General features: G+C 68.3%; 8 protein-coding genes. 7 read left to right on the top strand and 1 reads right to left on the bottom strand.

Annotation, left to right across the window (positions count from 1 at the left end; genetic code table 11):
* Positions 1–17: 17 nt before the first annotated feature.
* The 6 genes from QQL87_RS06015 (at position 18) to QQL87_RS05990 (ending at position 10,380) form a co-directional block, all read left to right on the top strand.
* Positions 18–1,658 carry a contractile injection system tape measure protein gene (locus tag QQL87_RS06015; RefSeq protein WP_284416598.1) on the top strand — a complete coding sequence of 547 codons (1,641 nt, stop codon included), beginning with the start codon at positions 18–20 and terminating at the stop codon, positions 1,656–1,658.
* Positions 1,610–2,998 carry an ATP-binding protein gene (locus QQL87_RS06010; protein ID WP_284416599.1) on the top strand — a complete coding sequence of 463 codons (1,389 nt, stop codon included), beginning with the start codon at positions 1,610–1,612 and terminating at the stop codon, positions 2,996–2,998. The genes QQL87_RS06015 and QQL87_RS06010 overlap by 49 nt, the downstream gene beginning before the upstream one ends.
* The gene (locus QQL87_RS06005; RefSeq protein ID WP_284416600.1) at positions 2,995–5,052 is read left to right on the top strand and encodes an eCIS core domain-containing protein; all 2,058 of its coding nucleotides are present in this window, start codon (positions 2,995–2,997) and stop codon (positions 5,050–5,052) included. Before QQL87_RS06010 ends, QQL87_RS06005 begins: the two co-directional genes overlap by 4 nt.
* Positions 5,053–5,113: 61 nt before the next feature.
* Positions 5,114–7,846 carry an eCIS core domain-containing protein gene (locus tag QQL87_RS06000; protein ID WP_284416601.1) on the top strand — a complete coding sequence of 911 codons (2,733 nt, stop codon included), beginning with the start codon at positions 5,114–5,116 and terminating at the stop codon, positions 7,844–7,846.
* An 80-nt stretch (positions 7,847–7,926) separates the two neighbouring features.
* Positions 7,927–9,636, top strand: a complete 1,710-nt coding sequence (locus tag QQL87_RS05995) for a hypothetical protein (RefSeq protein ID WP_284416602.1) — start codon at positions 7,927–7,929, stop codon at positions 9,634–9,636.
* Between the two features lie 462 nt (positions 9,637–10,098).
* On the top strand, positions 10,099–10,380 hold the full coding sequence (locus QQL87_RS05990; RefSeq protein ID WP_284416603.1) for a hypothetical protein: 282 nt from the start codon (positions 10,099–10,101) through the stop codon (positions 10,378–10,380).
* 409 nt (positions 10,381–10,789) lie between these two features.
* On the opposite strand, the gene QQL87_RS05985 is transcribed toward QQL87_RS05990, so the two are convergent.
* On the bottom strand, positions 10,790–11,155 hold the full coding sequence (locus QQL87_RS05985; protein ID WP_284416604.1) for a hypothetical protein: 366 nt from the start codon (positions 11,153–11,155) through the stop codon (positions 10,790–10,792).
* Here QQL87_RS05985 and QQL87_RS05980 point away from each other — a divergent pair.
* On the top strand, positions 11,144–13,867 hold the full coding sequence (locus QQL87_RS05980; RefSeq protein WP_284416605.1) for an AAA family ATPase: 2,724 nt from the start codon (positions 11,144–11,146) through the stop codon (positions 13,865–13,867). The two genes, QQL87_RS05985 and QQL87_RS05980, sit on opposite strands and share 12 nt — an antisense overlap.
* Positions 13,868–14,200 lie beyond the last annotated feature (333 nt).

Raw genomic sequence — 14,200 nt, 5'->3', positions numbered from 1 at the left:
CCGTCCATCGCACCGCCATGTCGCAGCGTCACACCATCCATCGTGAGATCGTCGAGGTGACCGTCGCCCATGCGGCGACCGCCGAGCGCCTCAGCACGGCTGTCTCCGACGCGGTCCGCCAGGCGGTGACGCCGCTGCTGGAGCGCATGTTCGATGAGCTGACGCCGCAGGCCGAGCTGATCCGCATCGACCGGCTCGAGCTTGATCTCGGACGGCTCGAGCTCGCGACCCTGGCGCGCGAGCTGCCGGCCCGGATCGCAGCCCAGCTTCCAGCCGCGCTGCGGCAATCGGCGGCGCTCGCCGGCCGGTCCGACGTGGGATCGACCGGCCCGGCACAAGGCGCGCGAGCGAAGCCCGCGGCCGATGCCGCGGCGCTGCTGGTCATCAATCACTTCGCAGCCTCTGGCACCTTGCCATGGTGGTGCGACGGCCGCGAGCGCGAGCTGCTGGACCGCGCGGCCGGCGACGCGCTGCAGCGGTCGCCCGCCAGCCTCGGCCACAGCCTGCGCGGCCTGATCAGCAATCCCACCGCCATGAACCGGCTGGTTGGTCATCTCACTGACGCCACGCTCGAGCGGATCATCGCCGCGCTGGCGCCGGACCGCGCCGCCGATCTGCGCGCGCTCGCGATGCTGCTGCAGAACGTGTCGATCGACGATCTGACACCGCGGCAGACACGGCTCGCGATCTGGCGCGGACAGCTGCAGGCGGCGCTGGCCGGATCCCCGGCGGACGCCGTCGAGACCGCGATCACGGCCACGGCCGTCGCCGCGCGCGTACCTCTGCTGTCGATGCTGCAGGCCTGCGAGGCCGCGATCGCGAAGCAGCCCGCGCCAACGGATGCCACCGCTCGCGTAGTTGAGCTGGCGCGCCTCCATTCCGGCCTCGGAGCCGCACAGCCGGGGACAGCACTGCAGGCCGAGCTGGCGCCGCTCGGGGCCCGGCTGCCGGAGCACGCTCAGCCGGCCTGGACGGACGCTGTCATGCGGCTCGCGCAGGCTGCGGCGGGGCCGGGCTTCGACGCGTTGCTGTCCGCCGTGCTGCAGCCGTTGCGGCAGGCTGGGCTGATCACATCGGCCGATGCCGAGCGCCTGCGGGCGCGGCTGTCGCCGGCTCCAGCGCATCAGCCGCCGCGGCCGCGTAGCGATCCCGACGAGACCCATGCCGTGATGGCGGCGGGCGTTTGCCTGCTGTGGCCATTCCTTCGGCGCATGTTCGCACGGCGCGGCTTGCTCGACGACAAGGAGACCGGCTTCGTCAGCCTGGCAGCGCGGCAGCGCGCGGTGCTGCTGCTTCATCATCTGGCGACCGGCGAGACCGACGCGCCCGAATTTGCGCTGCTGCTGCCGAAGGTGCTGTGCGGCCTGCCACCATCAGACCCTTGCGAGATCGCCGAGCCGGTCACCGAGACCGAGCAGGCCGAGGCCGCGCAGTTGCTGGACGCCGCGATCGCCCATGCAAGCTGTCTCGGCGCGATCTCGCCGGCCGGCCTGCGCGAGACCTTCCTGATGCGGCCGGGCCTGCTCGGCACGCGCGACGGCGCGTGGCTGCTGCGGCTGGAGCGGCGCAGCCCCGACGTGCTGCTGGAGCGGCTTCCCTGGACCCTGCAATGGCTGCGACTGCCATGGATGCAGGCAGCGATGCGGGTGGAATGGTGAGCGCGCTCGAGCACAACGCGGCCGATCTGGAGGCCGAGCTGGGCTGGCTCGCGCAGCTGATCGACGCGCGCTTCAAGCTCTATTTCAACCTGGACGGCGCCGCGCCGGCGGCGATTGCCGAGCCGCCCGATTTGTCGGGATCGGCGTCGCCCTATGCGGCGTTCCTGCGCGAGAACCAGTGCGGTTTTGCCGAGCGGGTCGCGCTGGTGCTGGCGCTGGCGCCGCATCTGCGGCCGCAGCTGCTCGACGTCTTCTTCACCCGCAACCAGACCTTCGACCGCCGCTTCACCGAGTTCGGCGGGGTGCGCAAGGATGCGGACGCGGATTTCTGGCCGACCGGCGAGACGCTCGCCTTCATCATCGGCGGCACCGATCTCGCCAGCCGCTTCCGCCTCCAGGCGCTGTTCGAGCCGGACCACCTGTTTGCGCGGCGCGGCCTGCTGCGGGCCGCCGGCGCCGGCAGCGACGAGCCGGCGATGAAGGCGCGGTTGATGCTGTCCGAGGATGCGCTGGCGCTGTTCACGCGCGGCGAGCAGCGACAGCCTAGCTTCGGCGCGCATTTCCCGGCGCAGCTCGTCGAGACCAAATTGGACTGGAGCGACCTCGTGCTGCATCCGGCGACGCGCCAGGGCCTCGGCCAGATCGAATCCTGGATCGCGCATGGCGACACCCTGATGCACGACTGGCGGATGGCAGCGAAGCTGCGGCCGGGCTACCGCAGCTTGTTCTATGGCCCGCCCGGCACCGGCAAGACCATGACGGCCTGCCTGCTCGGCAAGTCGACCGGACGCGCCGTCTACCGCGTCGATCTCTCGATGGTGGTCTCAAAATTCATCGGCGAGACCGAGAAGAACCTCGCCGCGGTGTTCAACCAGGCCGAGGGCCGCAACTGGATCCTGCTGTTCGACGAGGCCGATGCGCTGTTTGGCAAGCGCAGCGAGACGCGCGACGCGCATGACCGCTACGCCAACCAGGAGATCGCCTTCCTGCTGCAGCGGATCGAAAGCTTCGACGGCATCGCGATCCTCGCCTCCAACCTGCGCGACAACATCGACGACGCCTTCGCCCGCCGCTTCGAATCCGTGATCTACTTCCCGCTGCCGCGCCCCGAGGAGCGCGAGCAGCTGTGGCGCCAGGGCTTCTCGCCCAAGGCCCAGCTGGCCGCCGACCTCGACTTCACGAAGATCGCGCACGACTACACGCTCTCCGGCGGCTCGATCATGAACGTGATCCGACTCGCCTCGCTGCAATCGCTGAAGGACAATGGCCGCCCGATCGGCCGCGACGATGTGGTCGCCGCGATCCGGAGCGAGATGATCAAGGAAGGGAGAGCGGCATGAAGCAGACGGCAACGCACGCCGCGCCCGCTTCAGCGCAGAGCCAGAGCGCGCGACCGCGCCGCGGCGTCGCGCTGTCGCCGCCCCCGGCCTTGCCCTCGATCGCAATGCTGCAGCCGCGGCTCGAGATCGGCCCGGTCGATGACCCCCTGGAGCGCGAGGCCGATGCGATGGCAAGCCGGGTGGCCGACGGTCCGCAGTCCGGCGCCATCTCCGCGGCAGCCCCTCGCGTCCAGCGCCGCACGGCGAGCAGCGGCACCGCGGCGGCGAATGCTGCGGCCGCGCCGCCGATCGTGCACGACGTGCTGCGGGCACCGGGCACGCCGCTGGACACGGCGGCCCGCGCCGATCTGGAGCCTCGCTTCGGCACGAGCTTCGCGGGCGTGCGCATCCACGCCGATGCGCAGGCCGCGGCATCGGCCCGCGCCGTCGGCGCCCAGGCCTATACGGTCGGCCGCGACGTCGTGTTCGGCAGCGGCCATTACGCGCCGCAGACCGCCGCCGGCCGCAGGCTGCTCGCGCATGAGCTGACCCATGTCGTGCAGCAGGGCCACCACGGCGCTGTCCTGCAGCGCCAGCCGGATCCGCCGCTGGAGTCGCGTCTGCAGGTCATCGAGGAAGGCGGCCCGGCGGCGCAGACGCGGCTCGATCAGATCCTGCGCAGCGGCGGCCCGGTGCCGACGAAGACCAAGGTGATCGGCGCGGCGATCATCGACATCGAGGGCTACACCGGCCCGAAGGAGATGCGCGCGATCAGCGGCGCCGATACCGACGCGCTCGGACAGGGCGCCGCGATCTATCACGCCAGCAGCCCGACCAGCCGGACGTTGTCGGGCACACGCAGCATCGCCGGCTCCGGTCCGCGGCGCGACTTCCCGTTTCAGCACGTCAACGATGCCGAGATGAAGCTGTTCGAGGACATCATCGCAAGGCTGCCGAAAGGCGCCAAGGGCACCATCCACTTCTCGACCGTCCGCGTCCGCCAGGTCAATGGCCAGACCGTGTTCGAGCCCTACCCTGCCTGCTCCGGCTGCATCCGCGCCAGCTTCGAGACCTCCGGCACGCTCTCGAAGGTCGATCTCGTCAGCCACGCGCCGGTGCATCCGACCGGCAGCGCCGACGTTGCCGAGACGCCGGCGCCGAGCGGCGGCGGCACGGGTGGTGGCGGCGGCGCGCGGGCTCGCTTCAAGAGCATCGGCATCGGCGTCGGCACGACAGCGCTCTCGATCGGCATCGGACTGCTGAGCTCCTATCTCAAGGCCCGCGTCGACCGCAAGATCGCCGCCGCCCAGATCGATCGCAACCAGGCCAAGGCGCAGAAGGTGATCGATGCGGAGGCCGACACCATCCTCAAGATGATGCTGACCAATCCGGAGCAGACGCTCTACGCGCGCGTCATGATGAGCAGCGCGGTGATCTCGACCCTCGACGTCAACCCAGCCGCCATGGAGCCGACCGTGAGCGATTCATCGCCGATCATCGACCTCACCGGCGTCGGCTTCACCTTCCAGAAGCTCGACCCGGAACTGAGCGACACGTTCCAGCAATTCGGCGGCGGCGGACGTCACTTCACGATGGTCCGTCTGCTCGTCAGCGAGATCCCGCTGGAGACACCGTCGATCGAGGATCTGATCGCCACCGCCAAAGCACGCAAGCTGCCGCTCGACGATCTGCTCAACTACGTGCGGACCAAGATGATCAAACTCGATGAGAGCGACCCGAACAAGTTCGTCGCCGACGTGAACCATTGGCAGCACATGCTCGACCTCATCAATCAGAAGGATGTCCCGGTCCAGAGCAAGCCGCCGCCCGCGCCCGCGCGTCCACCCGCGCAGGCCCATCCCAGTCCGCCCGGCTACAAGGCGCCGTCCACCAGCACCGGCACGCTGCCGTCGGTCCAGGAGCAGACCGGCACCGTCTGCCCGAACTGCCATACCCCGAACAAGAGCAAGGACAGCTGGAAGGATCTGAGCTTCGGCAGCACTCCCTCGCCATTCGGCAAGCTCCCGAATGACGAGGCCAGCCGCAAGTTGATGGAACAGTGGCTTTCGAAATGACCAGATCCGTTCGACCTGACCGACGTTCGAGAGCTGCACCGGGGAACAGCGAGGTCCGCCCATGAAAGCAGCCGCGTCCCATGCCGCCGCCGGCCCCCGCGCCGCCAAGGCCGAGCGGCCCGGCAGCGGCGTGGCGCTGCAGCCGCCATCGCCGCTGCTGCGGCCGTTGCAGGCGCGGCTCGAGATCGGCGCGGTCGACGATCCTGCCGAGCGCGAGGCCGAGGCGGTCGCGCACGCCGTCGTCGATGGCCCGGCGCGGCCGGCGGGCGTCGCGACGATGGGTGCCGGCACGGCGCGTCCGACCTTGTCGCTGCAGCGGCAATGCGAATGCGGCGGCACCTGCGCCTCGTGCCGGGAGGAGAAGCTGCGGCGCCAGGCCGCCCAAGGCGGCGGTGACGGCACGCAGGCGAGCCTCGCGCCACCGATCGTGCACGACGTGCTGCGCGCGCCCGGCCAGCCGCTCGACCGTTCCGCGCGTGCTGCGATGGAAAGCCGCTTCGGCCACAGCTTCGCAGGCGTGCGCATCCACACCGATGTCCGCGCGGCCGCCTCGGCGCGCGCCGTCGGCGCCCGGGCCTACACGGTCGGCCACAACGTCGTGTTCGGCGCGGGACATTATTCGCCAGCCTCCAGCGCCGGCCAGCGCCTGCTCGCGCATGAGCTGACGCATGTGGTGCAGCAGCGCGGGGCGGGCACCGTGCTGCGCCGTGCGCCCGACTACGGCAAGATGTCGATCGACCAGTTGCGCAAGCTGGTCAGCAGCGGCGACAAGATGGCCGTCGAGGTGCTGCAGGACCGCTATGCTGTGATGAGCGATGGCCAGCTCGCGCAATATGCCAAGGGCACTGATGAGCTCGCCATCCACGAATATGCCCGCCGCGTGATCAAGCCGGCCGACGCCGCCGGCCAAGGCCGCTTCTCACAGAACGGCATGCAGGATGTGCTGGCCAAGGATATCAAGGCCAATCGCGCCACCAGCGGCATCACCCGTGTCGAGCCCCATGCCGTCGCACCTGACATCGAGGTCCAGGGCGGCACCGTCGGCGCGGCCCGCACCGACATTCCCGGCCTGGAAAGCCGCAGCTTTGTCGGCCAGTCCAAGCTGGCGGGCGGCCCGGGCTACAACGCGCAATCCAACTTCCCGCCGCACACCAGCGCCGAGACGCTGCCGCACACCCATGGCCATGCCGAGCAGCACATCGCCGATCAGCTCGAGGAGGCGCTCGCGAAGATTCCACGCGAGCAGCTCAAGGGGCGCAGGGTCTGGATGCTGATCGAGCAGGAAGTGTGCGCAACCTGCGGCCAGGGCGCAACCAACGCGGAGACCGCCGCCGGCGTCCTCAAGAAGCTGAGCCTGAAATATCCGGAGCTGACCTTCGAGATCAAGAATCTGCAGAGCAGCAGCCTGACCATCCTGAAAGGGTCGGAGACCGCCGTCGCGGCCGCAGAAGGAGCCCAGGCCCTGCCCGGCTCACCGGCCGGCGAACAGGCCACCTCGGTGCAGGTCGAGACCAAGGTCGAGGTGATCAGCTCCACGCGCCAGGCGAATGGCACGACGGTCTCGGAGGTCCGCTACAGCTTCGGCAAGAATCTCGAGCAGGTCAACGGCACGGCACCGGCCGGCGCCAAGGTGCCCGAGCAGATCACGATCAGGATCACGCAGAATGCCGATGGCAGCATCGCCGCGGTCGAGTCGCTCTCCGGCCAGCCGCAGGCGCTGGCCGAGGCGTTGGCGCAGAAGACGCTGGCCGGCGCCGGCGGCGAAGCCGGCGGCCTCGAAGGCGCCGCCGAGGGCGCGGCAGCCGCCGCCAACACCGGGCGCCGCATGGCACTGCTGTTCAAGGGCCTCAAGATCGGCGGCCTCGCCGCCTTCACCATCATCACCGGCTATCAGCTCTACACCGCGACGCCGAAGCAGCGCCCGCGCGTGCTGGCCGGCGCGGCCGGCGGCCTGGCCGGCGGCGCGCTCGGCAGCTACGTGGTCTGCAACCTCCTGCTCGACATCGAGACCGCCGGATGGGGCATCCTCATCTGCGGCCTCATCGTCGGCGGCGCGACCGGCTATGCGAGCAGCAAGGGCAGCGAGGCCGCCTACGACGCCGCTACCGAAACCGATCTCGATCGCGCCTACAAGCAACTCTCGGGCAAGCGCCCGAACGAGATCGGCATCTACAACATGCTGATCGGCAGGATGGGCTCGGACGGCTGCGTCGACGCTGATTTCGTCAACGGCTTCATGCGGAGCTGTCCCGAAGGCCTCACCGACACCGAGACGATCCTGGTCGCAGCCCAGCTTGCCGACGCCTCGATCCAGGGCGTGCCGCCGGTCGCCCGCCTGCCGGCGCGACCTCCGTCCGCCAGCAAGGACGACGTCTGCCCGTCCTGTCACGGACGCCTGCCCAAGGACCTGCCCGGACCGAAGATGACGCCGGCCGAGGTCGAGGCGCTCAACAGGATTCCGACCTGCTCCAGCGTCACCGCACAGGCGCTCGCGGCGCTGCAGGCTGCCGTCAAGAACCTGCCGCCGCGGCCGCGCAGCCTGCCGGCGCAGGCCAAGCCGCAACCGGTTCCGCCGCGCGACCCGAACGCGCATCCGAATCCTCCCGGCTACAAGCCGCCCGATCCCAACCGCAACGCATTCCCGACGGTGCAGGAGCAACTCGGCACGGTCTGCCCGAACTGCCATGCGCCGAACCGCGGCCAGGAGATGTGGAAGGATTTCGGCTTCGGCAAAGATCCAAGAGGCGACGAAGCGACCCGCAAATTCCTGCAGGACTGGCTTGCCGGCAAGTAAGGCGGCCTGCCGCCCGATCCTCACCGACGAACTCGTCTGACAACGCATCGATACTCACAGAATGATTGCCGGAGGACAACATGACGCTCTCATCAGGTGAACTGGCCCAGATCGTCTGGGCGGAGACTAAGGCGCTGGGCACCGCGCCGGCCGACGGCAGCGGCAGCGTCAACGGCGTGAGGCGGCTGGTCGCGCAGCTCGCGGCCTCGGAGGATGGCAAGGGGTTCGAGCGGCGCGATGTGCTGCCGTCGGTGCAGGACCGCGACCTCGGCGGCACCGTGCGCGCGATCCTGTCGATCGCCGAGGATGCGCGCAACGCCGCCGCGCCGCAGAGCCGGATCATCATCTGGGAGGCCGATGGCGATAGCCTGCGACTCAACACCGCGACCAGCCCGCCGCCTCCGGCGCCTTGGGCCGATCTCGCGGCCGACAAGATCACCCACCAGCTGCACCAGGGGCTCGGCAACGGGCAGACGGTGGACGTCTTCGCGCGCGACGCCACGACCGACGCGAGTGCCGCTGGCGCCGCGGTCTTCGTCAACGCCATGACCGGCACCGGCGTGCCGGGCGGCAGCGCACCGATGGCCGAGCCGCGCGCGACGTCGAAGGCGATGCCGAGGACGGGCGTGTTGCTGTTCGTCGTCGCGCTCGCGCTGTTCGTGCTGTCGGCGCTCGGCTCCTACGGCATCGGGGTCGGCGCGCGGCTGTCGCTGGGGCAGTTCCTGCAGAGCGCCCGCATCGCCACCGACGGCTCCGGCGAGGGGCTCGACTGCACCGTGGCCACCGCCGAAAAGCCGAACGTGCTCGACAGCGTCAAATGGCGTCCCAAGGCCGACAAGGCCCAGGATTGCCGCACGCAGTTCATGGCCGCGCAATCCGCCGTGGCAGCGGCGCAATATCCTGCGCCCGATGCGAAGCCCGGCAGCAACGCCATCCGCAACACCACCTGGCCGGAATGGTTCGCGGGCAAGGCGCTGGAGTGGTCGAGCCTGGTCAACGGCACCATGTCGCTCGTGGTCCCGTTCTGCCTTGCGCTGCTGTCGCTGCTGCTGCTGTTCATCGCCTGCGGCTTCGGCATCACCGGACGCGCGCTGGGGCCGATCATCGACGAGCGCAACCGCATGAGCCTGACGCTGGCCCAGCTCGCGATCTGGTCCATCGTGCTGCTGTCGGGGCTTCTGGTCTGCGGTCTCTTCAACTACGGCTTCGGGGGACTGCTGATCACCGAACTGCAGCAGCAGGCGGCGGCCGCCACGCTGGCCAAGGAAACGCCCAACCCCGCCAAATCCGCGCTCGAGGCCTATAATCTGTTTCCGAGCATCCCGTTCTATCTCGCCCTCGTCGGCGGCTTCGCCGTCGCGACGCCATTTCTGTCGCGCCTGATCTCGAACTCGACCGTCGTCGGCACCCAGGACCAGACCGCGCCCGACGCAGCCTCACCGACACAGGCGCCGAAATATCTCGCCGACAAGGCCGGCCCCGAGAAGGCCGCGCTGTCCGACATGGTGCTGCAGGAGGTGAAGGGACGCAGCGACATGGTCGACATCAACCGGGTCCAGCATGTCGCGATCACCGGCATCCTCAGCATGAGCTATCTGCTGGTGCTGTTCGACGTCATCTCGAACATCGACGCCGTCCGCATCGTCTTCGCCGCCGCGCTCAATGCCTCGGTGCTGACCTCGATGCCGCAGATCGACGGCACCTTCACCTCGCTGCTGTTCGTCAGCCACGCCGCCCTGCTCGGCAGCAAGGTCTATGACAAGATGGTGCCGGCCAAACGGGAGGGCTGACGACGGCGCGGTTGCGCGCGGCGCGGCCCGGACAACTGATGAAACCTCGCACCGTGCGCACGCAAGCGGCGAGCAACGCTGCGCCCATTGATGCTCCCGGCGATTCGCTATCCGACAGCCCCCCTGCATCGCCTGCGCGATTTGATCATTTCTTGATGTTTTTTTGAACCGGATTTGACGACGAGCTACCATTTTACTGATCTAATTCCCGTCGATTTTAATCAAATGAGCCATTGAGCCGGACATATTCCGACCGGCGGTAACAGCATAGCGATCACGGACAACGCGGTAGCATTGCATCCGCAGATTGAGTTGACATCGGCGCGGGATCCCGGGCGGCCGGATTTCCCACGGTATTGCTACCCAGCGTTCGCGGATGACTCTCGCGGCTTTGCGCCTGCGCGTGGCGCGCAGATCACGGAGACCATGATTACCAGATCGTGATGACCCGAGGAGCTTTCCATGCAGGTATTTGAAGAACCATCAGCTTCGCAATATTCGCCGATCTTCGATATTCACCCGACCACCGGCATGCATTTCGAGGTCTTTTACTTCGGTCGGAGCGAGACCGCTGCGAAGGATTTTGGCGGCTGGTTCTGGTGGCCGAGGCGGCGGGGACAACCGCCCGAAGGCGCCGCCACCGGTGCGTTTCCGACCAGCTATGCCGCCTATCGCGACGCGATGATCGGCAGTGGCGTTCACCACCGCGTCGAGCGAAACGCGCAAGCTGCTGTCGGCGCCTAGGCAGGGTCGTACGGCTGCGACCATCGCACGAGGATCGCAGCGACCGCGCCATGACACGGCACCAAGACAGAGGCGGACGACGGCAGCGATTCTGCAGCCATGCTTGGGGCACGACGGGTCGTCATGCTGGATCACGCCAGCGTGACCGCGAGACTCACCACCGATGCGTACGGTGAACCTGCCAACTGGCGCCGCAGAATCAGACTGCGTGAGGCGGTGTCTGAGATCGCAGCGCGTGAGTGTCCGCTCGCCGACAATCGGCACACGGACCTCATCCCCGGCTCGTCGGATACAGCTACGAGATATTTATCCTGTGGATAGCCAGGCAAGAGATTTTTTTTGCGTGAACCGATCATGAGAAAGCAATGCCATGGGCCGGGCCGCCATCGACGAAAGCCAGGCCTTCTGCTCATCCGGCGATGCCGACCAAAGCATGGGACTTGCGCTGACGCGATTGCGTCGTTGCTGCTGAACCGACCCAAAGGCCCTGCAACCCATGCAGGTTTTTCCGGACTGCACCTATCGACCGTACTAATTGCCAGCCGGTCCGCCTTCCCTTACGCTTTTTCAGCATCTGTTCGGCCGACATGCCGGACAGCGAACTGAGCTGCATGCTGCGATGAGGCACGCTCTGCAGATGGTGTGGCAATTGCCAGCAGAGAACGAATTCAGCCTGTCGTTCGGGGCCTTCGTCCTCGATTTGAAAAGTGGTTGTGTTCGCGACCAGCAGGGCGAGATCCCGCTGCGGCGAAAGAGCTTCGGCGTGTTGTGCCATCTGGTGCGCAACGCCGGCCGGCTCGTCAGCAAGGACGACATCATCGCCGCTGTATGGCCCACCGCGAATGTGTCGGATGCATCGCTCGCACAATGCATCAGCGAGGTGCGGCTGGCCCTGCGCGACCAGAATCAGCAGCTCATCCGCACCGTCGTCGGTCGCGGCTACCGATTCGTTGCCATGGTTACATCGGCGTCTCCAGACGCAAGTGCCGCGGCCGTCCCCTGGCCTGGCGCGGACGCTGCATCGGATGCGACCGATCCTGTGGCGCATGAGGCGACCGAGCATCGGCACGCGTCCTCCCCGAGCACACATCCGCTCGGACCGACCACCCTGTTCGGGCGCGACGAGGAGCTCGAATGGATGCTCCGGCGCTGGCGCGAGGCGGAGAGTGGCTACGGGCAGGTCCTGCTGTTGAGCGGCGAGGCCGGCATCGGGAAGTCCCGTCTCGTCGCCGAGTTCCTGGCAAGAGCTGCGCCCGAGCCCCGGCAATGCCTTCGCTATGCTTGCTTCGCAGGGCGATCGGACAGCGCCTTCTACCCGCCCCTCGGCGAGATCGAGGCGGCCGCCCAGATCGCGGTGGATGACGCCATGCCAACCCGCTCGACGAAGCTCGAGGCCTTCCTGCGCGAGCTGCCGCTTGCCGCATCCGACCGGTCGATGCTGGCGTCCCTGCTGTCGCCTGCTGCCGACGCGCCGGAGGCGAACACGGATACCAGTCCGTCCGAGCGTCGCCAACGCATGCTCGACGCCCTGCTCCATCGCGTCGAGGCGCAGTCGCAGATCGCTCCGGCCATCGTGATCATCGAGGATATCCAGTGGATCGATCCCAGCAGCCTGGAGCTGCTGGAACGCCTTGTCGATCGCGCACCCGAGATTCGCCTTCTCGTTGTGTTGACGTTCCGGCCGGAATTCTCGCCGCGCTGGGTGGGCCAGCATCACGTCAGCATGCTCGCGCTCAAACGACTCAGTCCGCAGGATGGCCGCCAGCTGATTTCCAGACTGAGCGGCGCGAACCGCATCGCCGAGGATCTCACGGAGGTCATCCTCGATCGCAGCGAAGGCGTACCGCTGTTCATCGAGGAGCTGACACGCGCCGCCTACGACCGACGCATCACGCTCGCACGGGACCTGCCGTCGTCGCTGCAAGCGTCTCTGGCCGACATGCTCGACCGGCTCGGGCCAGCGCGGCGCATCGCCCAGCTGGCCGCCGCGATCGGCCGAGCCTTTCCCGTGACGCTGCTCGCCGCCGTCGCGGACCTCACCGTGGCGGACCTCATGCCGCGGCTCGAGCAACTCATGCTGAGCGGCCTGATCCAGCCCCAGCGACCAAGGACCAGCACCGCCTTCGTCTTTCGACATGCGCTGTTTCGTGATGCGGCCTATGCGACGATTCCCGAGCGCGAACGGCACGATCTTCACATCCGGCTTGCCGAGGCGATGCAGCAGCCGGATCTGCCGGCGCTGCGAACCGCGCCCGAGGTGATTGCGTCGCATTTCGCCGCGGGCGGTCAGCCGCTGCGGGCGTTCCACTGGTGGCGTCGCGCCGGGGAGGACGCGCTGCGCAACGCGGCCTTCGAGGAGACGTTCGCCCATTTCGGCAAGGCCATCGCGATCGCCGATGGTCCCGGTGCCGACAGCTCGAGCCCGCTCGTGACGGGGCCCAAACGGCTGGCGCTGCAGGTCGCCTACAGTCAGGCCGTGCTCTGGGCCCGCGGCATCGAGCAGGCCATCGAGGCGTTCGCCCGCGCCCGCGAGCTTGCCGCCCTCATCGGCGACACCTCGGTGCGGTTCGCGTCCTATTACGGTCTCTGGGCCGGCAACATGTTGAACGCGCGGCTACACGAGGCGTCCGCCGTTGCAGAGGCCTTTCTGCGCGACGCCAACGATGTCGGCGCGGTCGCCGAGACCGGCGTTGCGCATCGGGCGCTGGGCACGGCGTGCTGGTTCACCGGACGGTTCCAGCAGGCCCGCACCCATCTGATGCGCGCACTCGACATCTACGATCCGGAGCGCGATCGCGGCGTCGCGACGCGGCTCAGCATCGTGCCAGGACCACCTGCCAGGATCTGCCTCGCGCTGACCTGCTTCGTGCTTGGCCATTCCGACGAGGCCGCGCGCCTCGCTGCCGCGGCCATTGCGGAAGCCGATCAGATCGGCCACGTGCCCACCCAGACCTATGTGCTCACGGAAGCGCTGTTGCTCGATCTGATCGGAGGCGAGGCCGGCCCGGCCGACGCGTTGGCCTCGCGGCTGCTGCAGCTCAGCTCGGCGCATGCGCTTCCGCATATCGCCTACGCCCGCATTCTCGATCTTGCCACGCGCTTCCGGCTCGGTGGCCTGGCGGATGCACCGCATCGGATGCGCGTCGCCATCGAAGACCTCTGCAAGGCCGGCCGGCGCCTCGGCCTGCCCTGTTTTCTCGCCATTCTCGCCGAGATGGAAATCGCCGCCGGCGAGCCGACGATCGCGCTGACCACGGCGGACTGGGCCGCCGCGGAGGCTGAGCGCTCGGGCGAACGCTGGTACGCCTCGCCGATCCAGCATCTCCGCGGACGCCTCCTGCTGACACAGGGACGAATCGCTGAGGCCCGCACGGCTTTTGCAACCGCGATGACGATTGCCGACGATCAGCAGGCAGCGGGTTTCGCTCAGCGCATGGGGCCAACGACGGCGACGCTCGACTCCCCGCCCGACGGGCAACTCAGCTGAGCGATCCGGCGCGAACCAGCCGGCTCGCCGTCGACGTGCGCGCCGGCCCGGCTGCGCCGGACGCCGCATTTCACGTGGGCTATCAACGGGATCGATCATCCCGCCGGCCATGCCTGAAAATAACTCTTTCGCTTTTACCGAATTCATGGTTGAGTATCGCCGTCCCGCCTCGAGATGAGGGGCGTATCGCGATCGTCACGGCACGCGAGGCGGGGATGCGGTGGCCGCAATCATGCTGCAGCGTGCTGTGATGGCGCGCGGACGAACGGCTGGTTGCGGACGTGAAGACGCGTGGTCCTGGCGCCCCGAGGCTGGCGCCAAGCCGTCTGGTGA

The sequence above is a fragment of the Bradyrhizobium sp. SSBR45G genome, assembly GCF_030159255.1.
Lineage (GTDB): Bacteria > Pseudomonadota > Alphaproteobacteria > Rhizobiales > Xanthobacteraceae > Bradyrhizobium.
Note: the sequence above shows the minus strand (reverse complement) of the source record. Positions and strands in the feature narration are given on the sequence as shown.